Raw genomic sequence first — 24,922 nt, forward strand, 5'->3', positions numbered from 1 at the left:
TTTGCTACATACAAAATATTAGCTCAAACGCTACAATAGGGTGATACTAAAAATACTCAACTCGATTTGTACGAAAATCAATCAAACGATCTATTTATTTCTATACGGTATTTAATGCGGTACTTTTCAGTTTTTAAATTTTATTTTAATATATATAACATCACCTTAAGTTAAAATAAACAGTCCCGCTCTGGGCACCATCTTCTGTTGTTAAACAAAAAGCCCCAATTCATAAAACATTGGGGCTTTTTGTTGTTCAATCCATAATAATGAGTACAGCTAGAAAAGAAGACCTATCCGCACAAAAAGATAAAACTTTAAATACTCCTAAACGTAAATTAATTCTCTTAGGTTTGCGCCCCCATCCTATGTATATTACGACAAAGCCAACTTGCTTTTATCCGAGTGATACAAACGGCATGCAAGCTATATTTTAAGCCATGCCTTTTTAATCGCCTCGAAATGTACATTTTTCCATTCTTCTTTCCATAGCTCAAAGTAAGGGATGTCGTTGGACGATGGCACTGGAAAACATGTAGCTATTTGAACCAACGATGGCATTACAACGGCCTCTCCAATAAGCAAAGCCTCTCCCGCTCCTAAGGTCGGTAACTTCTCACACAAATTTCCAAGCGTGTCTGGCAATAGTCTTGACACGTAACGTTGGTCATTCGAATTAGTCAAACGCATAGCTAAAAAGTTACTGCATTGTGAGAATATTGTCTCGGATATTTCAGAAGGTCTCTGGCTTGAAAGCAAAAGTGTGACTCCGTATTTACGACCTTCTTTCGCAATTCGCTCGATTGAAAGCTTGGATGCTCTAAATCTGGCTAAATCACTGTTAGGTACATACTTATGCGCCTCTTCATAGACAAGTAAGATCGGAGCGTCGGTATTTACAGTTTCTCCAGCAGCGCTTCGCAATACCTTATAATGATAGCCATATTCAAAGACTATTCTCGAAATGAGGGATACGGTGATACTCAGGACCTCAAAGGGTACGCCACTCAAATCAATAATGGTAACATTTGAGTTTGTCTCTCCATAGCCCATTAAGGTCATCAATGTGCTTTCTAAGGTCGCAGCATCAGCCGCGGACCCAAACAGAAAATCCAGTCTTTGTTGCGCAACCTTTGACTCGAAACGGGTGAAGAATTTATCTAGTGTTTTATCAGCATAACTGCCATTCGTGATATTTTGTGATTTAGTGGGATGGAATTCTAAACGACTCTCGAAATATTTATTAAGGCGCTCTTCTGTTGTTAATTGCAGACCGTGGGAAGTATCCGTTTTACCATCTGCTAATAAGCTGTAGGACGGGTCTACAATCATATAACGCATCTCATTTTTTGCGTTTATTGTCTCATTCTTGATATTGTATAATGCATTTAATACTTGATGAATATTAAATTTTAAGGGGCTGTCGTAGAAGACTGATGTCATTCCAGGATTGTGCATTCTTTTATTTTCAGTAATTAAATTACGAAACACAGATGATTGGTTGTAATTGTCTCGTTCCCCTGTATCCAATAGAACCTCTTCAAGCTCCTCACTGTTCAGCAGCCAATAAGGAAGATGAAGACTTGCTACGTCAAGAAAATTAGCGTTTGGAAATGCTGTTTTGTATTCGGAGTGAATATCAAATATAACAACATGGGAGTTATTCAGAGAAAAATTACCAGCCTTCGCCGCCACCGCATTTTGAATGATCTTAGTGATAGTGTGGGATTTTCCAGAACCTGTTGAACCGACAACAGCAATATGCTTATTGAAAAAACGATTTCCGTCTACTGGCACGGGGATACTAGAATTAGAAACCAATGAGCAAAACTCAAATTTCTTTTCTGGAGCAACGGAATCAGCAAAAATCATTCTGATGTCATCCTCCGTTGCTGGGGCCACTCCAGTCGGTGGAATGGTAAGTGTGTCACCGCCCCTAATGAACCTCCCCTCCTTAATAATGCCGAGCGGTAGGGCCTCGATGATGTGCCTACGCTCAAAATTACTTGTGACCTCGATACAGAAGTTTTCGATGATTGCGATAAGAGCACAATCCTCAGTGTCTGTAATTCGAAGATAGGATCCAACTTTGATACTTTTGCCATCGGAAAAAGCTGCTATGTCATCAACAGATATTTTTACCCTGTCTGGAAACACCGCAATTACTTCGGCTGTTATCTCTGGAACTTTGCTCATGATCGGAATATCTCATTAATAAAATAGGTATAGGGGATCTGAATCTCGTTGTAAGCTGCCCCTGCAGGTCTGAATTTACTTTTAATCGGCACCGTTTTAAAAAAATCGAAGAACTCTATACTAGAACCGTGTATGCCATTGAAGCATGTCACTAGATGATCCACTGACGGTATAAATTTTATTTTTATTAGGAATCTTTTTGACGGAAGAATAGCCAATTGATCTTGGTAAAAGTCAGCACCGAGAAACGGGTATCCATCTTGAAAAAGTACGCCTTGTCTGTACATTTCATTTTTTAATTTTGCCATGTCTATGGCTTCGATCCCATGCAAAAGTACATAGGGACAAAACCGATCCTCATCTGGAGTACGCGAGCGCTCCTTATGGGAGAAACGCTCCCCTATTTCACGTAAAAGTGTCATGGCCTCTGAAAGTTTGAAATCCATACTGATATCAATAATAAAAACGCGGGAAATTTTTGGAATATTGATACCATGGAAAGTGAAATATTTCCTTTTTATGCTTTTTGCATAGTGTTCCTTTCCAAACCTTTCTAACAGCCATCTGCTAAAAACGATTTCCTTCTGATCGACAAGAGATATGAAATCCCCCTTCGTTATTGTTCGCTTGCTCACATCGGCTTGAATCGCTAGTGTCTGAATGGCATTTATAGCTCTGGGATAATAGAAAGCCTCCGTATCAGCAACCTCACTATGCGGTAAGCAACGTTTAAGTGAGGCATGCACTAGCCTCTGTTGCTCGTTGTATTCTGGCGCCAGTAGATCGATCTTTAATAAATTTAAAAAAAGGATAAGTTCAGCATCGCTGACACCAAGTTCGTTATGAACTTCATGCCGAACACTTTTTTCCGTATAGCTTAAAAAATGTTTTTTGAGGAAAATCAAATCAAGGCTAGTAGGGAGCTTATCTTGACCTTCCTTATAATGCCCGTAGATGCAATATCTAAAGGTCTGGCTAGCAGGACAATTTGCTGCTTTAAAGTGGCGAAGCATGTGGATTACTGCGTCTTTAATTACTGAATGGACGTACTCCGTGCCTTCGTAGTATTTGCATTGGATTAGTGAGACAGCATGCCCATCATTTATATCGATATCCTCTATACCTTCTATGACAACTTTCGCGACCAGTGATGTTGCCTCAAGAATTTCTAGTATCGTTTTATCAAACTGGTAAAAATAACCTTTGATGGTTGCATGTGCTGAACGGTTGGCCATGTTCTTGATCTAATGTCTGGGTAAATTATAGAAATATCATAGAAATATTATTTAGAACTTATAACAAATATCGCTCTGTTTCAGAGCTCAGTAAAATTGACCAAAACTTCTTTTTTTATTCTCATTATTCCCTCCTATATCTTTAGGAGGAAACTTGAATTCAACCGACTCTATTACATCAAAGTAAGTTCGGCAAGTCTTTAAAGAAAAAATGAAAGCTCATTATTCATTCTCTGTGGTATCTCTATCATCTTCTGCAGCGACACATCCCCAATGCTTCAAACATTGGGGATTTTTATTGTCCAAACCAATCACTCTAGATTAATGAATCAGCACAATCGCCTTCTGAATCGTGATCCATATGCCAACCGCCAGCGGAATACCCACAGCCAGCCATGCCAGTAAAACAACAATCGCGGGTGTCGTCGTAGCTGAGCCATCAATAGTCACGGCAGTAGAAGAAGGCTCTTGAACACGGTCATGGGCAGTTTGTCGCTCACGTGCCAACTCTTCATCCGACATATACTTATCTTCACTCACAGGTCGAACCATTAAATTCAGGATAAAGCCCACAGCCAACAAACCCGCCAAAATATACATGGTGATGTCATAAGAATCTGCCTTGGCGACTCCATGCGCGAGTTGGTAATCGCGAATATTGGTAATCAATAGAGTGCCCAACACACCAGCCACCGACCATGCTGTTAGCAGGCGACCATGGATGGCACCGACCATTTGCGAGCCGAAGATATCGGCAAGATAAGCGGGAACCGTGGCAAAACCACCGCCATACATCGACAAGATAATGCAGAAGCACAGCACAAAAAGCGCCAAATTACCGGCATGGGTGATGCTTGGAATAGCGACGTACAGCAGTACGCCGAGGGAAAGGAAAATAAAGTAGGTGACTTTGCGACCAATCACATCAGAGAATGAGGCCCAGAAGAAACGTCCGCCAATATTGAACAAGGATAAGAGCCCTGTGAATCCAGCAGCGTACGTGGCAATTTGTTTTTTCTGATCAGCATTTAACTCATTGATCGATAGGTTCAAGCCGATCAAATGCCCGCCAAAGACCTCCTGTAGAAGTGGCGATGCCATGGCCAGAATGCCAATGCCAGCGGACACATTTAAACAGAGTACCCCCCAAATCAGCCAAAACTGTTTGGTTTTCCATGCCACGTTGAGATGTACGTGTTTGGTCGTGGTCAGGCTCTGTTTTTTGCTACTATACTCACTCCAGCCACTGGGTTTCCAGCCGGTTGCAGGAACACGATAGCCAAAGGCACCGCCAACCATGAAGATAAAGTAGATACCAGCCAGCACTAAGAACGTTTGCCAGACTCCTACAGAAGTTGGCGTTGCAAAATGACGCATGAGAAAATCTGCGAGTGGCGCACCGATCATCGCCCCGCCGCCAAACCCCATGATCGCCATGCCCGTCGCCATACCCCGCTTATCAGGGAACCACTTGATCAGTGTAGAGACGGGGGAGATATAACCAAGCCCCAATCCAATCCCACCAATCACTCCCCCACCCAACCACATGAGCCAAAGTTGATGCTCATAGACGCCCAATGCAGTCAGCAATAATCCACCACACCAACAAACCGCCGCCACAAGTCCAGCTTTACGTGGACCAGCATGCTCAAGCCAGCCGCCAAACAGAAAAGCCGAAGAGCCTAGAAACACAAAAAATAAGGTATACATGATACTGAGTGTGGAGACACTCCAATCGCACGATTGGGTAAACAACTGTGTCATTAAGCCACTGCCCGTGGGGCATGCTACTGCTTTATCAATGCCAATGGCCTTGGACAAAGGTAGCCAAAAGACTGAGAAACCATATGCCATACCAATGCACAAGTGAATCGCCAGCGCCGCTGGCGGAACCAGCCAGCGGTTGAATCCGGGCTTTGCGATGGTCCGTTCTTTTGAGAGTAACGTGTAATGATTCAAGATGAACTCCTTGTACAGGATTAAGCCGTTATTGTTTTCAATTGCCGATCCAGCAATGACGTTTATTGAAGACTGCAGATGAAACAAAGAATAGGGAGGTTGAAACAGAATTGCGTAAAAAGCGAATGACTTACTCAGAGCATGATCTGCAGATTAAGTTTAACCATTTGGAATATAAATTACCATTTTCAGGCGATCTTTCAACCTTCAAATAGTTCGGCTTAAAATTCTATTTAAAGGCGTATAGTTATTCTCTTTTAGCTCTCAAATCTCCGCCACGACAAAACCATTGCGCCCTTGGCTTTTTGCTTTATATAAAGCCTGATCGACCTTTTTGATGAAATCGACAGGTCGTTGGCCCATCTGGGGCACTGTGGAAGCCAGACCAATACTGATCGTGACTGACTTCGATATCGTACTTACAGGATGTGGAATCGCAAGATCATTGATCACCTCTAATAATCGTTTAGCCTGAAGTATCGCCTGTGCTTCCTCAGTCATGGCAAATAATAAAAAGAACTCCTCGCCGCCATATCGCGCCACAAAATCATCACTGCGCGTCGCGATTTTTGCGATGCCGTCTGCGATTAACTTAAGGCAATAATCCCCTTCGATATGACCTAAATGATCGTTGTAGTTCTTAAAAAAATCAACATCCACCATCATAATGGCAAGTGGCGTTTGATGTCGCATTGCACGATCCCACTCACGCTGCATGACCATATCCAGATAGCGCCGATTGGCAAGACCCGTTAGCACATCTTGATGGGACAGTACTTCCAACTGTTTGGCTTGCACCGCATTCAGCAGACCTTGTAAATAATTCTGTCGATGACGATGATCGGTAGCAAACACCAGACTCATCCCCAAAAAACTGCTGAAGGTATAAGTGCGATGCAGAATCGTCCAATCAATTGGGTGCTTAATATAGTGCGTCACCAAGATCCCCAGTAAACCACCGGACCACCCTGCTAACGTTGCCGTATAAAAACGCATGCCGACAAAACCATAGACGATCACGACCGCGTACATCATCGCAGCATGATAGAGAATGCTGCTTTCACCCGAGGCGAGAACAACAGTAATGACAAAGGTAATGGCGATCGCCAGTGAGCAGCATACACAGGTATAAACATCAAACCACTGCGAGAATCGCTTAAACAGGGACAAGACCCATCCGACAAAGACGCAGCTCCCCACCCAGCTATAGAGCACAAACCAATTCCAAACTTGAGAAGCTGGCAGTAGCTGATAAATCCCTAAGGACAGAAGAACATACAGCAAAAAGATGATCACACCACGAGTACGAAACTCCCGAGCAGCCTCATTTTGGTAGTGATAGCGGTATTCTTTTTCAAGTTTGTGCGGGAAACGAAGAAAATATTTTCGGCTATGCAAGAGTTTGGTGATTTTTTCATGTTCAAGCGTTAACACATCCGTGTCATTTAATTTCATGCCTTAGATCCTTGCGGCGAGGCGCCGCGTGTTTCTTATTATTTATTGGATGTTACTGTTTTGATTGTATTGCGTCTGAAGCTGAACTATGCCTCATTTTTCTAATGATGTTTCTACTCTTTTGTATCGTTTTATATCATAGCGAGCACTGATCTGATTTCCATTTTTTGCATTGTCTACTGATCACTTACGCCAATGCTGCAACGAACTCCCTCATGTTAGTCTTAAATTCTCAGACCATTAAATAACGTCGTTATATTAACAACGTCAATTCGGGAATATTGCATGAAAAAGCTTGACCTCAAAGACAAGGTAATTCTGATTACAGGGGCGTCTGGGGGAATTGGTAAAGCCGTCGCTGAAGGATTTTATAAATGTGGCGCGAAACTGGTATTAACGGATTTGTCTTTGGAAGCGCTGAATACCACTTTTGCTGAAATGGATCACAGTCGCGTTTTCATCGCAACGCTAAATGTGGTCAACATGGCCGAAACCAAAGCAGTTGTGGCAGAAGCCATCAAACGATTTGGTCGAATTGACGTGGCATTTGCTAATGCTGGAATTGGCGCAAAGACGCCTACCACGATGCTCGCTATTACGGATGACGAGTTTCAGCAAATTGTCAATGTAGACCTGTTCGGGGTTTGGAATACCATCAAAGCCACATTACCGCATATCATTGATGCTCAAGGACATATCCTTATTACTGCCTCTATTTATGCTTTCGTGAATGGCATGGCGAATGCGCCCTATGCGGCCTCAAAAGCAGCGGTTGAATCATTGGGCAGAGCTTTGCGCACCGAACTGGCTGGAACTGGCGCAACCGCTGGGGTCTTGTATCCGGGCTGGGTGGAGACGCCGATTGCAAAAGTTGCTTTTGGAGGACATCAAGAAGCGACCACACTTGTTAAGCATGCCATGCCCGGTCCTTTTGGTCGTGCGGTTCAACCTTCTGTAATCGCTGATGCCGTCATCGCAGGGGTTGAATCTAGAGCATCGCGTATCATTGCACCGAAGCGATGGATCCCTATGTCACTCCTGCGCGGCTTATTAAATGCAACCAGCGATGCCTTGCTTGATCGCGATCGTAAAGTTCATCAGCTCATTCGATCGCTTGAAAAACGGGCAATCGCTAAACACCTAGACTAATCTAAACAGGGCGATCGATCCCGTTGAATTGGTGCTCTTTTTTCCAAAAGAAATGCTAGTCCCCATGTTTTTAATTATGGGGATTTTTTATGGTCTTCAATTATTCAAATTTCACGATGACGCCCCATCTGCCCGTCATGACATTTGGTCATATAACTCAATAAGGTTTTGTTTTTTTAGTATAGTATGCGCATAAAATTTGCGTAAGTAATGATTACCACGCCTGATTTTTCAATTTTTAAACCCGGGGAATTCAATGTTAAAAAAAGCTTTTGCTTTACTAGTTATCTCTGCTGCGCTATCTGTAGCCGCACCTGCTCAAGCTAAATCCAACTATAGCCTGCAACACATCTATACCCAATGCGGTATTGGCGGCTTGATATTCGGAAAAATCAGCCCTGTTCTTGCAGTCATTTCGAACGTGACTTGGGACTTGGGTACAACAGCAGCACTTTCAGACTCACTGTCCCCAAACCTTTGTGGCGGTCAAATCGTTGCCAGAGCCGTGTTCATTAAAGAAAACTTTCCATCCATTGAACAAGATCTGGCAAGTGGTCGCGGCGAACATTTAACCGCGCTAAACGGCTTGATGGCATGTCCAGCAGCGAATAGCCATATTCGTGATGACTATGCACACTACACGCTAAGCCCAGCTTATCAGCAAGGAAAGACCACTGAGAACAGCGAAGAGTTATTCCAGATTGTGAATGACAATATGGAAGCAGCTCATTGCTCAATCGCTTAAAGTCTTTCACACAGAATGCTAACTAAATCATATGCCATATCTTTTTACGTTAGCATTCTGCTGTGCTGTTTACCGCAAGCCCATGCAACAGAACCCGTAGCGAGTATACAAAAGCTTCAACAAGAAGCCCGCGATCGGCATTTAGCCGACGCCCCGATCTGGCAGAAGCTGATTTTGTTTAGACAGCATGCCGAAATCACATCTCCAAACTTTTATTTCAGTGATTTGGCCGCAGCACACCTCAAACAGATCACCCCACAACAGGAGTTAGAAGCAACAATCGAAGCGCTACATGATGACCCAAAACTCATCTGCCAATACCCTGCACGCTATTATTGGTTAAGCCATCAATTAAGGGGGATGCCTTCTACGGCTTTAGACAGCTGTAAAAATCTGCCTAACCCAGAGCAAGACATCCGACTATTATTAGTCAGCGGCTATTTAAAAAATCCAGTCTCTACATTTGGACATGTTCTTATCACCATCGGTGGACAGGATGAGCGGCAAAATCTATTAGACAGTGCCTATAACTACGGCGCACAAATACCCAATCACGAAAGCAGTATGAACTATATCGTTAAAGGCTTATTCGGCTTTTATCATGCACGTTTTGCAAATAGTCAATATTTTAAGCAGGATGTGGTTTACGCTAAGACTGAGCAGCGGGATATCTGGGCCTACACTTTAAATCTCACAGCTGAACAAAAAGCGCTGTTGATTTATCACTTGGCAGAGATCCAGTCTCACTCGATAGACTATTATTTTATTAAGCAAAACTGCGCGTATCGTTCAGGCGAGCTGTTAGAACTAATTGCGGATATTCAAATCACCAACCGCATTACGCCTTGGTATGCACCGGAGTATATCTTTGATCAGATTGAGGAATATCGACACCTTCATCCTGATTTTATTAAAAGTGTGGAGTACCTGCCCTCCGATCAAAATAAGTTATATTTTACTTTCTCTAAAATGCCAAAACGGTATCAAGATGAAATTAATAACTATATCAAAACAGGTGAACTTCATCATATCGAACAGTTTGACATTCCAGATCAAGAAAAAATATTAGAATTTTTAATTGCTTATCTGAATTTAAAACAAATTGAAAAGAACAAAAAAGAGTATGACACGCAGAAAAAACAATTGGTCAGAATGCGCATTCAGCTTCCGATTGGTGAGGATGAGCAAGAGATGATACCCTCTCGTGCCTCTCCGGCTCTGGGTGAGAAGCCCAGTAAACTCGCACTGGGTCTAGGCGGTGATCAGGGATATCTGAACTTCATCGTGTTTAATAAAGATATGCTCAGTGCAAATAGTAATTTGCATGACGAGTTCAAAATATTAGATTTTTCTTGGAGATATCAGCAGCAAGAGCTCAAGCTACAGACAGCCGATTTCATTCATATTTTAAAGATTGAAGATCTGAGTCAAAAGCTGGCAGGAGAAAAAAAACTGTCATGGGAGCTCGCTGTCGGTGCCAAGCCTGATATCTATACGGGAGAGTTACATCGCCCTTATACCCGTGGCAGCCTAGGTGTCGGTTATGACTTTGCTCCGCACTGGGTCGGATATAGCTTACTGGGCGCGGAGCTCAATGACAGTCCTGACAAGTTAGATGCCGTCAGTGAAACGGCTGTGGTCTATCAGCAAGAGCCCTTTGCTGTGAAGCTTAGTCAAACTTTTCAGCAACGACGAGACCATGCTTTAGCGCATGAGACGCGCTTTGAGCTGCGATATCGGGTAGCAAAGAATATGGACTTCAAACTACAGCTTTCTAATCGCGATAATAATCTGGCCTATCAGTATTATTGGTAAGACTCTAAAAAATTAGGTTTAAGCTTGACTTAACTACCACCCATTCGCTCTACCACATAATCCGCAGGATAATTCTCTCCGACCGAATACGCAGCAATCTTACTCAAGTGACTATAAGGTAAGTTTGTTTCTACATGCCATTGGTCAAAACAACTTTGGATACGCTTTAAATCTTTTTGGCTGCTGGGCTCATCCGCGATATCAAGTCCCGCATGCTGTAATGCCAGTATCACATCACGACTCAGCAGATACATATCCTTGCCCATACGACGTAAAAAATAACGCCCCGTCATGCCACCTAAACGGCTGCCATGCTTTTTCAAATATTGCAGCAAGCCTAATTGATCCTGTTCATCCCAATTGGCAAAGAAATTAGCAGCACTGCCATGTTCCTCAGCAAGCTCTCGCAAAAAGACGGCATTCTTATAGACAGCTTCAATCTTTTGCCAATTACGCACAACTCTCGTATCGAACAGATAAGCATCCCAGACGGTATCGGGTAAGAGCGCTAATTTTTCCACATCAAAACCCAGAAAAGCTTCCTCAAACTGCGGCCATTTATTCTCGATCACTTGCCAATTAAATCCGGCTTGATTAATGCCTTTAGCAATCATTGAAAGATAGCAAGAGTCTGGTATTGCCGCGAGCTCATCACGGCTTAACACAACAGGCAATAGCTGATTCAATGCTTCGACGCCACCTTTGCGATCCAGTGCACGTTCATAGATTTTACTAAATGCTTGCATGAGTGTACTCCACAAGAACAAACGCTTTATTTAAATACGCGGGATGACTTAACACTTTCCCGATCCGTAGCTTTAAGGATAGTTTTATTAAATTGAGTGCGAAGAAGAATCTCATACCTCACTACTGCCTGCAATCTCATCGACTTTCTTTTCTTCTTTCTGATCAAACAGCCCCATCAACTCCCCTCTTAACCACTGATTCGCCGGATCGGCTTGCCGCTGTTGGTGCCAATACAGATGCAGCTCAATGCCGGGCAGAGATAATGGGAGCGGTAGGATGACATTCCCCAGCGCAGTATTCATGGTCATGGCTTGATGCAGGGGCATCGTCAGCAACAGATCACTCTGAGCAACCAAGCGACAAGCCGCCTCGTAATATTGGCAACGCACCACCACCTGACGCTCAATGCCTAAACGTGATAGAGCAATATCTTCAACCGACTTGCCTGAACGGCGTGAAGACACCGTGATATGACGCGCTGCCAAATATGCACCAGCATCAAGCTCACGCGGCTGTCGACTCACCACCGCAAACTCATCCTTGAGTAAGGACACATGACAAATATCAGGCGACGTTGGCTGCGCAACATCAATCGCAAAATCAATACGACCTGCCACAAGATCTGCACGTAAGTTCTCACGGTCTAGGCGGATACTGGAAAGCTCAAGATTGGGGATTTTGGCGTGCAGTGCTTGGGTGATGACCGGCAGAATGCTGGGTTCTAACTTGTCATTCATGGCCAGTGTGATATGGCTTATATCACGTGCGGGTTCAAAGCTTTGATTGCGCAGTACTGCTTGACGAAAGAGGGCTAATGCCTCTTTGACATCTGGCCAGAGGCGATCAGCAAGCGGTGTTGGCACCACCCCTTGCCCTTCCCGCACAAACAAAGGATCACCGAGGCTGACACGTAATCGCCCGACAGCATGACTGACTGCCGACTGACTTAAAGACAATATTTCAGCGGCATGGGTCAGATTACGTTCACGATAGACCGTATCAAAGACGCGGAACAAATTGAGGTCCAGACGATCTAATCGATTTAATTCATTAATTTCATGCATGACATACCATGAGAAATGATCATTTTCTACATCGTACGACAAACCTTAAGATACGGATATGCCTTCAGCGTGATAAATAACAAAGACGCATCATAAAATTTCCAAGGAGAGTATCCATGCAATTCGAACTGAGCAGCCGAGGACAGGACGTTTTAGAGCGCGTTAAAGCGTTTATTCGCGATCATATCGAACCTGTCGAACCTGCATTCTGGGCAGAAGTTCGTGCCACCAATCCCAGCGGTGACTGGCAACACTGGAAAGTTCCTACGATACTTGAAGACCTGAAAAACAAAGCAAAAGAACAAGGTTTATGGAATCTCTGGCTACCTGATGCTGAGCTTGGCGCAGGGCTTAATATTCAAGAATATGCACACATCGCCGAGCAAACGGGTCGCAGCCTCCTCGCTCCTACCGTATTTAACTGTAACGCTCCCGATACAGGCAACATGGAAGTGCTGTGGCGCTATGGCAGCGAAGAGCAAAAGAAACAATGGCTCTCCCCACTATTAGCCGGTGAGATTCGCTCCGTATTTTTTATGACAGAACCTGATGTTGCCTCTTCGGATGCGACCAATATGCAAGCCACGGCCATTATCGATCACGATGAAATCGTACTGAATGGTCGTAAGTGGTGGTCGAGCGGGGTCGGTGATCCGCACTGCAAAATCGGTATCTTCATGGCGCACACTCCTAACGAAGGAAGAGGTCGGCATCACCAGCACTCTATGGTTTTGGTACCACTCGATACTCCGGGGGTCAAAATTGAACGCATGCTGCCTGTCTTTGGTGAATATGATGCTCCGCATGGTCATGGTGAAGTCAGTTTCACCAATGTACGGGTACCGATCAGCAATTTTATTGTCGGCCCGGGTGAAGGTTTTGCCATTGCCCAAGGGCGTCTCGGCCCCGGTCGGATTCATCACTGTATGCGCTGCATCGGCGCTGCGGAAAAAGCGCTGGAACTTATGATTGATCGCGGTACACAGCGTGTGGCTTTTGGCAAACCAGTCATTAATCTAGGCGGCAATCTTGAGCGTGTCGCTGATGCACGCATCGCCATTGATCAAGCCCGCCTCATGACGCTCTACGCGGCATGGAAAATGGATACTTATGGTACCTCAGGCGCGATGACCGAAATTTCAGCTATCAAAGTGATAGCCCCGAATGTCTTGCAACAAGTCGTCGATATGGCGATCCAGATACATGGCGGTGCAGGCGTATCTCAGGATACTCCCCTTACGGGCTTCTTTATTCAAGCCCGTAGTTTAAGACTTGCGGACGGACCCGATGAGGTGCATAAAGGAGTCATCGCACGTATTGAGCTTGCCAAACGAAACACTGGCGAGACAAAATCTAAATAAGCAAAGGGATCATTGCGCATGTCAACACTATCATCAAAAACTAAACGCGTCTTTATTACTGGCGGTGCAAGTGGCTTGGGCCGAGCACTCGCTTTCCACTATGCCCATGCAGGTTGCCAGGTCTGCATCGCGGATGTCAGTGACGCACGCGGTGAAGAGACCCGTCAAGAACTACAGCGTATCAGCCCTTCGACGGAGATGCTTTACCGTCATGCAGACGTGACCCATGAAGAAGACCTACAAATCATCGCTGATGAGCTCAATCAACGTTGGGGAGGTCTGGATGTCCTCATCAATAATGCGGGCGTCGCTCAAGCGGGTGCGATAGAAGACGTGTTGCTCAGTGACTGGGAGTGGATTCTCAATATTAATCTGCTGGGTGTGGTACGCGGCTGCAAGGTCTTTACACCGATTTTCAAACGCCAAGGTCATGGTCATATCGTCAACATTGCTTCCATGGCAGGTTTACTCGATGTTCCTCGTATGGCCTCTTATAACGTTTCCAAGGCAGCCGTGGTCGCTCTTTCAGGAACGCTTGAGCAAGAGCTCATGGATGCAGGCATCCATGTCAGTGTCGTCTGCCCGTCCTTCTTCCAAACTAATCTTGAAGAAACCATGCGCACGACTGACCCAAGCCTCAAGAAAATGATGGGCAAGCTGCTCAGCAGCGGCAAGCTCTCCGCTGAACAAGTGGCGGAAAAAATCGTTCTTGGTGTGGAAAAGCATGAATCATATATCTTGCCGCATATTGCTGGTGAGCGCCTCTGGTTGGCTAAACGCTACCTGCCCCAGCGGCTCTACAGCAAACTCTTTCAGCGCAGTGTTAGTCGGATGAAGCCGCGTAAAAACTGACTAAACGTTACATGTATCACTACGCATTCAAATAAAAATGAAGATCAAAACGATCCATAGGAAAGAAAAAAATGGCACTCATTGATCAAGGCGGCTCCATCCGTCATGGCGAAGAACTGGATATCCAGAAAGTTGATCGTTGGTTACGGCAGCATTTACCCGATCTTGCGCAAGAACTGCCTGAGGTCACTCAATATTCTGGCGGCGCATCAAACTGGACCTATCATCTGAAGTACGCCAATCACGATCTGATTCTGCGTCGCCCACCTGCTGGCACCAAGGCCAAAGGCGCACATGACATGGTGCGCGAATACAATATTCAGAAGCAGTTGAAAGACGCTTACCCTGCAGTACCTGAGATGATTGCGCTCTGCCAAGATGATGCAATCATTGGCTGTGAGTTCTATATCATGCGCCGCATCGAAGGCATCATCCCGCGCGCTAACCTGCCTAAAGAATTGACGATGACCAAGGATGAGGTACACACCTTATGTACCAACACACTCGATCAGCTCATCGCTCTACATCAAGTGGACTATCGCGCGGCAGGTCTTGAATCGATCGGCAAAGGGAGTGGCTACTGTAAACGTCAAGTCGATGGCTGGAGCGGACGCTATGAAAAAGTAAAAACATGGAATGTCCCGTCCTACAAGGGTATTCGCCAATGGCTCGCAGACCATACCCCCGAGGACTCTGCAACCTGTGTCATCCATAACGATTGGCGCTTTGACAACGTTGTTCTTGACCCAACCCAGCCAACACAGGTGATTGGTGTATTAGATTGGGAGATGGCAACGCTTGGTGACCCACTGATGGAACTGGGTAATGTGCTCGCCTATTGGATTCAATCGAATGACGACATTATTCTGCGCAAGATGCGTCGCCAGCCAACCCATCTTCCTGGAATGCTCACCCGATCAGAAGTGGTCGATTACTATCAGCAAAAAACTGGTGTCGAAATCAAAAACTGGGCGTTCTATGAAGTTGCGGGTTTATTCCGTGTCGCCGTCATCGCCCAGCAAATCTATTACCGTTATCACCATAAACAAACAGATAACCCAGCGTTCAAAAACTTTTGGCTCATCAACTGGGCCATCTGGAGACGTTGTCGTCAAACCATCGCGGCAAGTCGAGGTTAAGCCATGTCTACCATTACCCTGATTCGCCATGGTCAAGCTTCGTTCGGAAAATCCGATTACGACCAACTTTCAGATATCGGTTATGACCAAGCACGACGCCTTGGTGTAGCCCTTGCCGAACGCGAGGAGTCGATTGATACCGTCTTCATTGGCGGCATGTTGCGTCATCGCCAAACTGCAGAGACTTGCCTTGAGTCGATGGGGCTCGACTTACCCTTACAAGTACTACCCGATTTCAGCGAATTTAACCACGAGCACATTCTTGAAAAATCTGAGCCGCGCTATCGTGACCGGGAATGGATTATTCAGCAAGCCATGCAGCAATCTGTTCGGCCTGAAGAGGTCTTTATGCAAATGTTTAAGGCTTCGATTACCCGTTGGGTCGATGGTCAACATGAGCAGGATTACGATGAGACATGGCCCCAGTTTCAACAGCGTGTGAAGTCAGGATTGGACACAGTCGCTGCATTGCTGAATCAATCCCAACATGCGCTGGTCTTTACGTCGGGTGGATGCATCTCGGTCATTGCTCAAGCGTTATTGGAACTCAACAATAGCGCGACCTTCCGTACCAACTGGACTCTCGCCAATTGCGGATTGACCCGTATCGCCCAAAGTGCTCGACATCGCAATCTGATGAGTCTCAATGAATATGGACATTTTAGCGGCCGTCATCACTCGCTTTTGACATTTCGCTAATCACTCAATCAAGGAATAATAAATCATGCGCAAAAATATCCTCATCACCGGTGCAAGCTCTGGAATCGGCGCGGGTATGGCTCGCGAGTTTGCCGCCCGTGGACATAACCTTGCCCTGTGTGCACGACGTATTGAACGTTTAGATGAGCTCCAGCATGAGCTGACCGAAAAATATGGCGTCAAGGTGTCGGTACGCGTGCTCGACGTGAATGATTATCCGCAAGTTTTTGAAGTCTTTGAAGCGTTTGCTGCTGAATTTGGTCAACTAGACCGCATCATCGTCAATGCTGGCGTGGGCAATGGGCGACGCATCGGTAAAGGTCATTTTGAGATTAATCGTCAGACGGCCGAAACCAACTTCATCGCAGGGCTTGCACAGTGTGAAGCTGCTGTCGGTATATTCCGCCGCCAGAATGCTGGTCATCTGGTGACGATCTCATCCATGAGTGCATTCCGAGGATTACCCCGCCACCTGACCACGTATGCTGCAAGTAAAGCCGCGATCGCCGCACTGACCGAAGGCATCCGTGCAGAACTCTTTGACACGCCGATCAAAGTCAGTACGATCTTGCCCGGCTACATCCGGACAGAACTCAACGCTGGAGCCAAAAAATTACCTTTTGAAGTCAGTGAAGAAGTCGGAAGTAAAGCCTTAGTTCGCGCAATTGATCGTGAACCGAGCACGGCATGTGTACCGGGCTGGCCTTGGACATTGGTCGGATTCTTTATGAAGCATTTTCCGCTCAAATGGGTAATTAAATTAGGCTAGCCTCTACAATGCTGATAACGATCATTCAAATCAATTAACGCCATTAGAACGGAATCTGTAGTATGAGTGTACTGTCCTTCCCGATCATTGATCCGCACATTCATCAGTGGAACCCTTACCATACCCCGCATAAAGCCGCGCTATTGGTGAAATTACTCGGGCGGTTTCCACGCCTCATGGACCGTACTGCACGTTTGGCACTGCCTCAAGCAACAATCGACTTTATCGGCCTGACCGAGGGGGCATTGTCGCCATATTTACCTGCCAACTATATGAAAGACAGTGCGCCATTTGCGGTTGAAGCGGTTGTTCACATTGAAGCCGATTGGCATCATCATCACGGACTAGGCGTCGTTGAGGAGACAGCATGGGTCTCCAAGCTGCCTTTTGGTCACGGTCATACGCCAAAGCTCGGCGCGATCATTGGTAAAGCCGATCCGCTGAGTCCTCACTTTGACGACATCCTCAAAGGACACATCGCCGCATCGCCTTTATTTCGTGGCATCCGCTGCATGGCTGCGCATCACTCAGACCCGGGTGTACATGGTTTTAGTGCCTACCCTCACATCTATACCAATCCTATATTCTTAAAGCGTTTTGAGAGACTCGCACACTATGGCTTGAGTTTCGATGCATGGGCTTACTCAACCCAACTGCCCGATGTGACGTATCTAGCCAAACAATTTCCTGAAATCAAATTTGTGATTGACCACTTAGCCACCCCTGTCGGCGTCTTCGGTCCAGTGGGTCGTTCAACCGGATACACGGTCGCACAACGTGCTGGGATATTGAGTCAATGGAAAGATGACATCGCTGAGCTTGCAGCATTGCCCCATGTCCAAGCCAAAGTGTCTGGGCTGCTCATGCCAGTATTAGGACATGACTTTCATAAACGGCATGAACTTGCCAGTGTGGAGATGATCGTGAATCTTTTAGGGCCATTGGTTGAACACGCATATAAAGTCTTTGGACCCGAGCGCTTGATCTTTGCATCCAATTTCCCGATGGATAAAGTCACAGCACGCCTGCCTGATGTTATTGAGGCGTATGCTCAGCTTATTGCGCCTTATGGAGAGTCAGCATTGAAGGCGGTTTTTCGGGAGAATGCGATTCGGTTTTATGGTCTTAAAATATAAGTCAAACTCTCAATATGTCAAAATCAAAAAAGTCCTCAAGCCAATCGCTTCAGGACTTTTTGATGATTTATAAAAATCTATACGATTGATTAACGCTTACGGCTCGGTAAAATATTCATATATTTGCAAATAATCCCCAGCATGATTTCATCTGCACCGCCGCCTATCGAGATCAGACGACTATCCCGATAAGCTCTAGCGACGATGTTGTCCCACATAAAGCCCATGCCGCCCCAGTACTGTAAGCAGGAGTCATTGACCTCCCGCAACAAGCGACCCGCTTTTAGCTTCGCCATTGATGCGAGACGCGTGACATCCTCCCCACTGATATGCGCCTCGCAGGCTTGATAGGTCAAAGCGCGTAATGCTTCAACCTCTGTCATGAGCTCAGCCATACGAAAATGAATGACTTGATTATCAATCAGTGGCTGACCGAAAGTCGTCCGCTCACGGCAATAATCAATGGTGGCATTGATAACCGTCTCACTACCCAGTAATGCGCCCGCCGCCGCACACAAGCGCTCCTCTTGGAACTGCATCATCTGCATCATAAAGCCCATGCCCTCAGCACCGACACGATTGCGCTGTGGCACGCGAACATTGTCAAAGAAAACTTGCGCAGTATCTGAGCTACGCATCCCCATTTTGTCCAGTTTCTTGGACAAGGTGATCCCTGGTGTCTTAGCCGGAACGATGATCATCGATTTATTGACATGGGGTTTGTCGTCGGATGTATTCGCAAGCAAACAGAAAAAGTCTGCTTGGGTAGAATTGGTAATCCACATCTTGCTGCCATTGATGACATAGTCGTCACCATCTTTCGATGCGTAGGTTTTAAGCGATGCAACGTCCGATCCACCACTCGCCTCACTCACGGCAATAGCCGCCACATAGTCTCCAGCAATTGCAGGTGTCAAAAACTCATCGCGAAGCTCTTTAGACCCAAATCGTGCCAATGCAGGCGTCGCCATATCGGTCTGCACACCGATAGCCATCGGCACTCCACCACAGGCAATACGACCAAACTCCTCAACAACCACCATTTGATAAGAATAGTCCAGACCCAAACCACCATTCTCGACAGGCTTATTGATGCCAAGTAGTCCCAGATTACCCATTTTTTTAAAGAGTTCATGGGCAGGAAAAATATCGGCATTTTCCCAGTCATTCACATGAGGATTAATTTCTTTGTCAACAAACTGTCGTGCGGTGCGGCGCAGCGCTTCGTGTTCAGCCGTAAATTTCATCACTCATTCCTTTAATCTGAAAATGGATTTCGCATTTGACTGTTCTTTCGCTGACAACACAGCGCGCAATCTTAAGAGGCTTCTCTTACACCATGCTTTAAAAATGCTCTTAAGTATGGACACAGCTTTAGCAAAACCACTCAGCAAAAAACAACAAATTGATATGTCTTTTTTTGCTAATCCATTTATCAAAAAGTGCCTTGAATTTGATCTGGGTCAATACCACGTCATTCATAAGGGGTAATCTAAATAGCATGCAGGATAAGCTGAAGCATTTGGAGGCGGCGATGAACATACTTCACGAGAAGCTATACGATCACCAAGAAGATGAGCCTTGGGGACTAGCGTTTGATGATGGGTTCCCCGAATACCTTTATGCCATTTATCGCTATATGACCTTTGGTTTATGTATGAGCGGGCTAGTTGCTTATTTATGTGCCAGCAGCTCTTTATATCGCACCCTTGCAACTGAGCCTTTTATTTTACCCACGCTGCTTGCCATCCCACTTGTGGTGGTCGTCACTTTAAGTACCCAAACTGAGCACATCCGAATATCCACCGCCAAGTTTTATTTCTTGATGTTTGCCGTGTTGATTGGATTCTCATTTGCTGGCATTTTTCAGATTTATCTGGGCGATAGCGTTGCCAAAGCATTCTGCGCCATTGCGGCCGCATTTTTTATTTTAAGTATCGTCGGCTTTTTTACCAAGCGTAGTTTGACCCGTATGGGGACCTTACTGCTCTTAAGTTTTGTCGGCATCTCCGTATTGGGTTGTATCAATGTCTGGGTGACCTCCCCCCCCATTGACCTGATCATTTCATCAGTTGGAATTGTGATTTTTTCAAGTCTGACTGCTTTTAATACTCCAAAAATTGAAAAACGTTACTACACCGTATGTCCTGATTGTGAACCACGAAATCGTGAACCGATTTTAGGCGCACTCGGTCTTTATCTCGATTTTATTAATGTTTTTCTAGCACCCTTGAGATTGACTTATTCCAAGTCATAAGTGTTTGCACGGATCCTCACTCAGGAGATCTAAATCATGTACAAGAATATTCTACTGGCTATTGATGGTAGCACGACATCTGATCTGGCACTGCACGAGGCGCTAAAGTTTGCAGGAACTGGCGTCATGATCACAGCGGTCACCGTACTCGACAATCCGCTACAAAGCTACAATACGCCAGATGCACTGGCATTCAACTTTGAGCAAGCACATGCTGAATTTGCAAAACAAGCAGAGCATATCTTAAAAAATGCCGAAACCTTAGCGTTACAGCACGCTCAGGTTTCACTCAAAACGCAACTGATCGATCTGGGTTTCAAGTCTGGACATAATGATATTGCTCGCGCTCTTTTGCAGGCTGCTGATGATATGAAAGCCGATTTAATTGTGATCGGCACACATGGTCGGCGTGGGATTAAACGGCTCTTCCTTGGTAGCGTCGCCGAACAAGTAATTCGTCGTGCAAATCAACCAGTATTGCTGATTCGCAGCCCTAATGATGCTACAAAATAGTTTAGATTTAGAATAGTTTTCGGGGCCATGCCGTAAACAGATACCAATCATCCGAAATGATGCTAGGCTGCTTCATGCTTATTTTTCGCTCAGGAGCAGTATGATGACTGCACCGATCTCATCCTTGCTCTTAGATAAAATCATAGATTGGTTACCTGGGCTATCGATGCTACGCCGCTACGAATCTAGATGGCTGGTATCCGATGTCAGTGCTGGACTAGTGCTCACAGCAATCCTTATTCCTGTGGGTATGAGTTATGCAGAAGCTTCTGGGTTACCTGCCATTTACGGGCTCTACACAACAATCTCTACCTTGTTGATCTATGCCCTTTTTGGGCCAAGTCGGATCTTGGTCTTAGGACCAGACTCTGCACTTGCTGGACTGATTGCCACTACGATCCTGCCCCTTTCCAACGGCTCCACAGACAAGGCGATCGCACTGGCCAGCATGCTGGCTCTGATGACAGGTGTGCTGTGTATTATCGCGGGTCTGCTGCGTTTAGGATTCATCACCGAACTCTTATCTAAACCCATCCGCTATGGCTACCTCAATGGTATTGCGCTTACCGTGTTGGTTAGTCAACTGCCTAAACTGTTTGGACTTGAAACAGAAGGGGGTAATCTGATCCAAGAGTTGATTGCATTCATCGATCAGCTCGTATCAGGTGAGGGGCATTGGTTGGTCGCAGCTATTGGTTGTAGCTGTCTTGTGATCATCAAATTGGGACAACGCTTTTATCCGCGCCTACCTGCCATCCTCATTGCGATGCTACTCGCCACCTTGTTCGTCAATCTTTTAAGCCCTCAAACCCAATCAGAAATTGCGGTCGTAGGTCGCCTACCTCAGGGGTTTCCTGCTTTTGTTTGGCCAATCTTATCGATGCCAGAAATACAAACCCTATTTGCTGCTGCAATCGCAATCACACTGGTCGCTTTTGCCGATATGAGCGTGTTGTCACGCACTTATGCGCAGCGTTTGGGGGATCAGCCTAAACCCAACCAAGAACTCATTGCCTTGGGTCTAGCTAATTTGGGATCTGGGCTTTTTCATGGATTCTCGGTTAGTAGCAGTGCATCACGGACACCCGTTGCAGAGTCTGCGGGTGCCAAAACCCAATTAACCAATGTGATTGGAGCAATCGGTATCGGACTTGTACTTTATTTTAGTCCAGCTCTACTTCAACATGTCCCACGTGCCGTGCTTGCCGCAATTGTGATTGCGGCCTGTTTGTCGTTAGTCGAGATTGACGGGCTCAAAAGACTCTATCGTATACGCCCCAGTGAGTTCTGGTTGTCGATCATTTGTTTTTTGGGCGTTGCGCTGATCGATGTGGTGCAAGGGATCTTTTTAGCCGTTGGCGTAGCGCTTATTGCTTTTGTCTGGCGAGCATGGCGACCTTATGATGCCGTATTAGGTGTTGTAATGAATCAAGGGTATCGTGATATACGCCGTCACCCCGAGGCTGAACAAATCACAGGTTTACTGATATTTCGCTGGGATGCTCCACTTTTCTTCGCCAATCAATCCACCTTCGATGAGCATATTCAGCAAGCTATTGAGGCTGCGAAAACACCGACTAATTGGATCATCATTGCCGCAGAGCCTATAACCGATATTGATGTAACTGCCGCAGACATGCTGCTTGCACTGAATACTCGTCTAAACAATCGACATATTGAATTGAACTTTGCCGAGATGAAAGGCCCCGTCAAAGACCGCCTCAAGGATTATGGCTTGTTTACTCTGATTGGTGCGGAGCACTTTTTCCCAACTATTGAAAGTGCAATTGCGCATTATCTGGCACGTCCGCAACGCTAAATTTCCCTCAAAGCCTTGATCTAGGTCAATACCGTACTTATGTATAACTTGTAGCATCATAAATAAGCACAGGGTTATTTCGAACCTCAAATTTGGTCCTGTATCCATGCAATTCCAACGGAAGACTTGGAGGTCTATGATGTATAAAAATATCTTGGTAGCTGTTGACGGTAGTCCAACCTCAAAACTAGCGCTACATGAAGCCTTGAGGCTTGCAAAAGAGGGGGCTCAAGTCAGGGCGGTGAATGTGGTCGAGAACCCTCTGGCCGGTTATATGACACTGACGATGGTGTATAGCTATGAGGTGATGCACGGCGCTTTCCTTAAAGTCAGTCAGGATATCCTCAAAGGTGCCCAAAAAGATGCTGAAAATCTCGGTCACATTAAACTGGAAACCAGCCTAATTGATTTAGGCGCGACTGCGGACTTTGATATCGCTCCCGCTCTGGTCAAGGCAGCGACAGACTTTCAAGCGGATCTGATTGTTATCGGAACGCATGGCCGACGCGGTATCAAACGACTTTTTCTCGGCAGTGTCGCAGAGAATGTCATCCGACAATCTCTGGTACCTGTTTTGCTGATTCGGGACGCTGAAAAAACGCATTGAGCGCATATCCCCCCCCCTTAAAGCGGGTCGCTCTGTACTATCCCCCTAAATGCTCTTCTTGACGAAAGGGCATTTAAAGTGATTTAAAGGATAAAATTCGATAAAAATGATAAGATGGTTCGGTTACTGATCAGCAAGGAGTGCTGGTGAGGTCAATGGGATCATCTTTATGGATATTAAACATTTAAATCTTCGTGAATCACGCGCAGCGCATTGTTCAGATTGCGCGCTTAATCCTATTTGTCTCCCGCCAGCATTAGCCGATGAAGATCTAGATCAATTAGAAAATATCATTGGTCGTAATCGCCCCATCCCTCGCGGTGGTGTTCTATTTCGCCAAGGCACCCCATTTGAAGCAATTTATGCTGTTCGTTCTGGGGCCATCAAAACATACTCAACTGCGGCAAATGGCGCAGAGCAAATTACAGGATTTTACCTCCCCGGTGAGATCGTAGGTCTGGATAGTATCGGAAATCCTGCCTATGAAAGTACGGCTACCGCACTGGGTACAACTGCCATATGCGCCATCCCATTTGATGCGCTGGAAGTGCTATCTATGAAGCATGTTAGCCTGCATCATCATCTATTTAAACTCATGAGCTCCGAAATCCGCAATGACCATCAAATCATGCAGATGGTCGGTAAACGCCCTGCAGAAGAAAAAGTAGCCACTCTACTATTGTCCTTTACCACCCGACATAAACGTCGCAAACTCAATGAAAATCACATTTATTTACCCATGTCTCGTGCAGATATCGGTAATCACTTGGGTTTAGCACTCGAGACAGTCAGTCGGATCTTCACCCACTTTCAAGAGATTGGGGTGATTGCCGTAAATGGCAAAGATGTTACGATTCTAGATCGAACGACGCTTTGTGCGTTGGCTGATCCTGTTTGAAGGTTGAGGCAGTTTGCTCACCTGAACCATCGGATGATATCCTCTGTACATCAAATACCCGCCATACATGATCAGCCCAACACCCAAGCCGTACCAAAGCAAAATATAAGATTGATCAAAGACAAAGGGATGAACAGCCAGAGGTTCAGGCAGCACCGCTTTCAGTGGACGAAGACCTGCAAAATTCTGCCAAGCTAAATCACCACCGCGTGCCCAGCTCTCCCAAAGTTCACGGCTCATAAACCATAGAAAACCAAATCCAACTGACAAAATCCCTACAACCCCCTGAATCGAAAATTCCTCTCCGTAGAAATACAAAAACGCCCCCACAGTCATGATAATCACCAGACTCACCGGACATAAGAAGTGAATGATCATCGACATACTGACACTCGCAAAATTGGCAATCGCGATACTGACTAGAAACAATATAGCTGCCAAACTCACCACATAGGATTTGCTCATGATTGACTCCAAACATTATTCTTCTCATGATCACTATATGAA

22 protein-coding genes are annotated in these 24,922 nt (G+C 45.6%); 14 read left to right on the forward strand and 8 right to left on the reverse strand.

Annotated elements, in window-relative coordinates:
- Window positions 1-426 precede the first annotated feature (426 nt).
- The 4 genes from herA to HYN46_RS10765 form a co-directional block, all read right to left on the reverse strand.
- Window positions 427-2,196, reverse strand: a complete 1,770-nt coding sequence (gene herA, locus HYN46_RS10750; RefSeq protein WP_114899384.1) for an anti-phage-associated helicase HerA — start codon at window positions 2,194-2,196, stop codon at window positions 427-429.
- A complete protein-coding gene (locus tag HYN46_RS10755; RefSeq protein WP_114899385.1) occupies window positions 2,193-3,431 on the reverse strand; it encodes a DUF4297 family anti-phage-associated protein in 1,239 nt (412 codons plus the stop codon). Before HYN46_RS10755 ends, herA begins: the two co-directional genes overlap by 4 nt.
- 321 nt (window positions 3,432-3,752) lie before the next feature.
- Window positions 3,753-5,390 (reverse strand): OFA family MFS transporter, encoded by a 1,638-nt coding sequence (locus HYN46_RS10760; RefSeq protein ID WP_228254799.1) that lies wholly within the window; start codon window positions 5,388-5,390, stop codon window positions 3,753-3,755.
- Window positions 5,391-5,654: 264 nt separating this feature from the next.
- Window positions 5,655-6,845, reverse strand: a complete 1,191-nt coding sequence (locus HYN46_RS10765; protein ID WP_114899386.1) for a GGDEF domain-containing protein — start codon at window positions 6,843-6,845, stop codon at window positions 5,655-5,657.
- Window positions 6,846-7,130: 285 nt separating this feature from the next.
- On the opposite strand from HYN46_RS10765, the gene HYN46_RS10770 reads away from it, so the two are divergent.
- From HYN46_RS10770 to HYN46_RS10780, 3 genes are all read left to right on the forward strand, one after another.
- A complete protein-coding gene (locus HYN46_RS10770; protein ID WP_114899387.1) occupies window positions 7,131-7,994 on the forward strand; it encodes an SDR family NAD(P)-dependent oxidoreductase in 864 nt (287 codons plus the stop codon).
- A 256-nt stretch (window positions 7,995-8,250) separates the two neighbouring features.
- Complete coding sequence (locus HYN46_RS10775) at window positions 8,251-8,739, forward strand: DUF3015 family protein (RefSeq protein ID WP_114899388.1); 489 nt, start codon at window positions 8,251-8,253, stop codon at window positions 8,737-8,739.
- A gap of 15 nt (window positions 8,740-8,754) precedes the next feature.
- Window positions 8,755-10,554, forward strand: a complete 1,800-nt coding sequence (locus HYN46_RS10780; protein ID WP_114899389.1) for an Lnb N-terminal periplasmic domain-containing protein — start codon at window positions 8,755-8,757, stop codon at window positions 10,552-10,554.
- 29 nt (window positions 10,555-10,583) lie between these two features.
- Here the strand turns inward: HYN46_RS10780 and HYN46_RS10785 are convergent, their stop codons facing one another.
- Window positions 10,584-11,300 carry a DNA-3-methyladenine glycosylase I gene (locus tag HYN46_RS10785; RefSeq protein WP_210009135.1) on the reverse strand — a complete coding sequence of 239 codons (717 nt, stop codon included), beginning with the start codon at window positions 11,298-11,300 and terminating at the stop codon, window positions 10,584-10,586.
- A 111-nt stretch (window positions 11,301-11,411) separates the two neighbouring features.
- Window positions 11,412-12,365, reverse strand: a complete 954-nt coding sequence (locus HYN46_RS10790) for a LysR family transcriptional regulator (protein WP_114899391.1) — start codon at window positions 12,363-12,365, stop codon at window positions 11,412-11,414.
- Window positions 12,366-12,481: 116 nt separating this feature from the next.
- Here HYN46_RS10790 and HYN46_RS10795 point away from each other — a divergent pair, with 116 nt between their 5' ends.
- The 6 genes from HYN46_RS10795 to HYN46_RS10820 all read left to right on the forward strand — a co-directional run bounded on the left by HYN46_RS10795 (window position 12,482) and on the right by HYN46_RS10820 (window position 18,321).
- Window positions 12,482-13,726, forward strand: coding sequence for an acyl-CoA dehydrogenase family protein (locus HYN46_RS10795; protein ID WP_114899392.1), 1,245 nt, complete (start codon window positions 12,482-12,484; stop codon window positions 13,724-13,726).
- Window positions 13,727-13,744: 18 nt separating this feature from the next.
- On the forward strand, window positions 13,745-14,578 hold the full coding sequence (locus HYN46_RS10800) for an SDR family oxidoreductase (protein ID WP_114899393.1): 834 nt from the start codon (window positions 13,745-13,747) through the stop codon (window positions 14,576-14,578).
- Window positions 14,579-14,649: 71 nt separating this feature from the next.
- Window positions 14,650-15,717: a phosphotransferase family protein gene (locus HYN46_RS10805; protein ID WP_114899394.1), complete on the forward strand. Its 1,068-nt coding sequence runs from the start codon at window positions 14,650-14,652 to the stop codon at window positions 15,715-15,717.
- 3 nt (window positions 15,718-15,720) lie between these two features.
- Window positions 15,721-16,416, forward strand: coding sequence for a histidine phosphatase family protein (locus HYN46_RS10810; protein ID WP_114899395.1), 696 nt, complete (start codon window positions 15,721-15,723; stop codon window positions 16,414-16,416).
- Window positions 16,417-16,441: 25 nt separating this feature from the next.
- Entirely contained in the window at window positions 16,442-17,185 is a 744-nt protein-coding gene (locus tag HYN46_RS10815) for an SDR family oxidoreductase (protein ID WP_114899396.1), read from the forward strand.
- Window positions 17,186-17,247: 62 nt separating this feature from the next.
- Window positions 17,248-18,321, forward strand: coding sequence for an amidohydrolase family protein (locus HYN46_RS10820; RefSeq protein WP_114899397.1), 1,074 nt, complete (start codon window positions 17,248-17,250; stop codon window positions 18,319-18,321).
- An 89-nt stretch (window positions 18,322-18,410) separates the two neighbouring features.
- Here HYN46_RS10820 and HYN46_RS10825 read toward each other — a convergent pair whose 3' ends face one another.
- Window positions 18,411-19,568, reverse strand: coding sequence for an acyl-CoA dehydrogenase family protein (locus HYN46_RS10825; protein ID WP_114899398.1), 1,158 nt, complete (start codon window positions 19,566-19,568; stop codon window positions 18,411-18,413).
- A 287-nt stretch (window positions 19,569-19,855) separates the two neighbouring features.
- Here HYN46_RS10825 and HYN46_RS10835 point away from each other — a divergent pair, with 287 nt between their 5' ends.
- The 5 genes from HYN46_RS10835 to fnr all read left to right on the forward strand — a co-directional run bounded on the left by HYN46_RS10835 (window position 19,856) and on the right by fnr (window position 24,415).
- Entirely contained in the window at window positions 19,856-20,578 is a 723-nt protein-coding gene (locus tag HYN46_RS10835) for a Bax inhibitor-1/YccA family protein (protein ID WP_162818161.1), read from the forward strand.
- 36 nt (window positions 20,579-20,614) lie between these two features.
- Window positions 20,615-21,091 (forward strand): universal stress protein, encoded by a 477-nt coding sequence (locus HYN46_RS10840; protein WP_114899401.1) that lies wholly within the window; start codon window positions 20,615-20,617, stop codon window positions 21,089-21,091.
- 100 nt (window positions 21,092-21,191) lie between these two features.
- Window positions 21,192-22,910 (forward strand): SulP family inorganic anion transporter, encoded by a 1,719-nt coding sequence (locus HYN46_RS10845; RefSeq protein WP_228254800.1) that lies wholly within the window; start codon window positions 21,192-21,194, stop codon window positions 22,908-22,910.
- A 136-nt stretch (window positions 22,911-23,046) separates the two neighbouring features.
- Window positions 23,047-23,517, forward strand: a complete 471-nt coding sequence (locus HYN46_RS10850; RefSeq protein ID WP_114899403.1) for a universal stress protein — start codon at window positions 23,047-23,049, stop codon at window positions 23,515-23,517.
- Between the two features lie 169 nt (window positions 23,518-23,686).
- The gene (gene fnr / locus HYN46_RS10855) at window positions 23,687-24,415 is read left to right on the forward strand and encodes a fumarate/nitrate reduction transcriptional regulator Fnr (RefSeq protein WP_114899404.1); all 729 of its coding nucleotides are present in this window, start codon (window positions 23,687-23,689) and stop codon (window positions 24,413-24,415) included.
- Here the strand turns inward: fnr and HYN46_RS10860 are convergent.
- Window positions 24,374-24,880, reverse strand: coding sequence for a hypothetical protein (locus HYN46_RS10860; protein WP_114899405.1), 507 nt, complete (start codon window positions 24,878-24,880; stop codon window positions 24,374-24,376). The genes fnr and HYN46_RS10860 overlap by 42 nt on opposite strands.
- Window positions 24,881-24,922: the final 42 nt, after the last annotated feature.

This window comes from Aquirhabdus parva (genome assembly GCF_003351745.1).
In the GTDB taxonomy this organism is placed as follows: domain Bacteria; phylum Pseudomonadota; class Gammaproteobacteria; order Pseudomonadales; family Moraxellaceae; genus Aquirhabdus; species Aquirhabdus parva.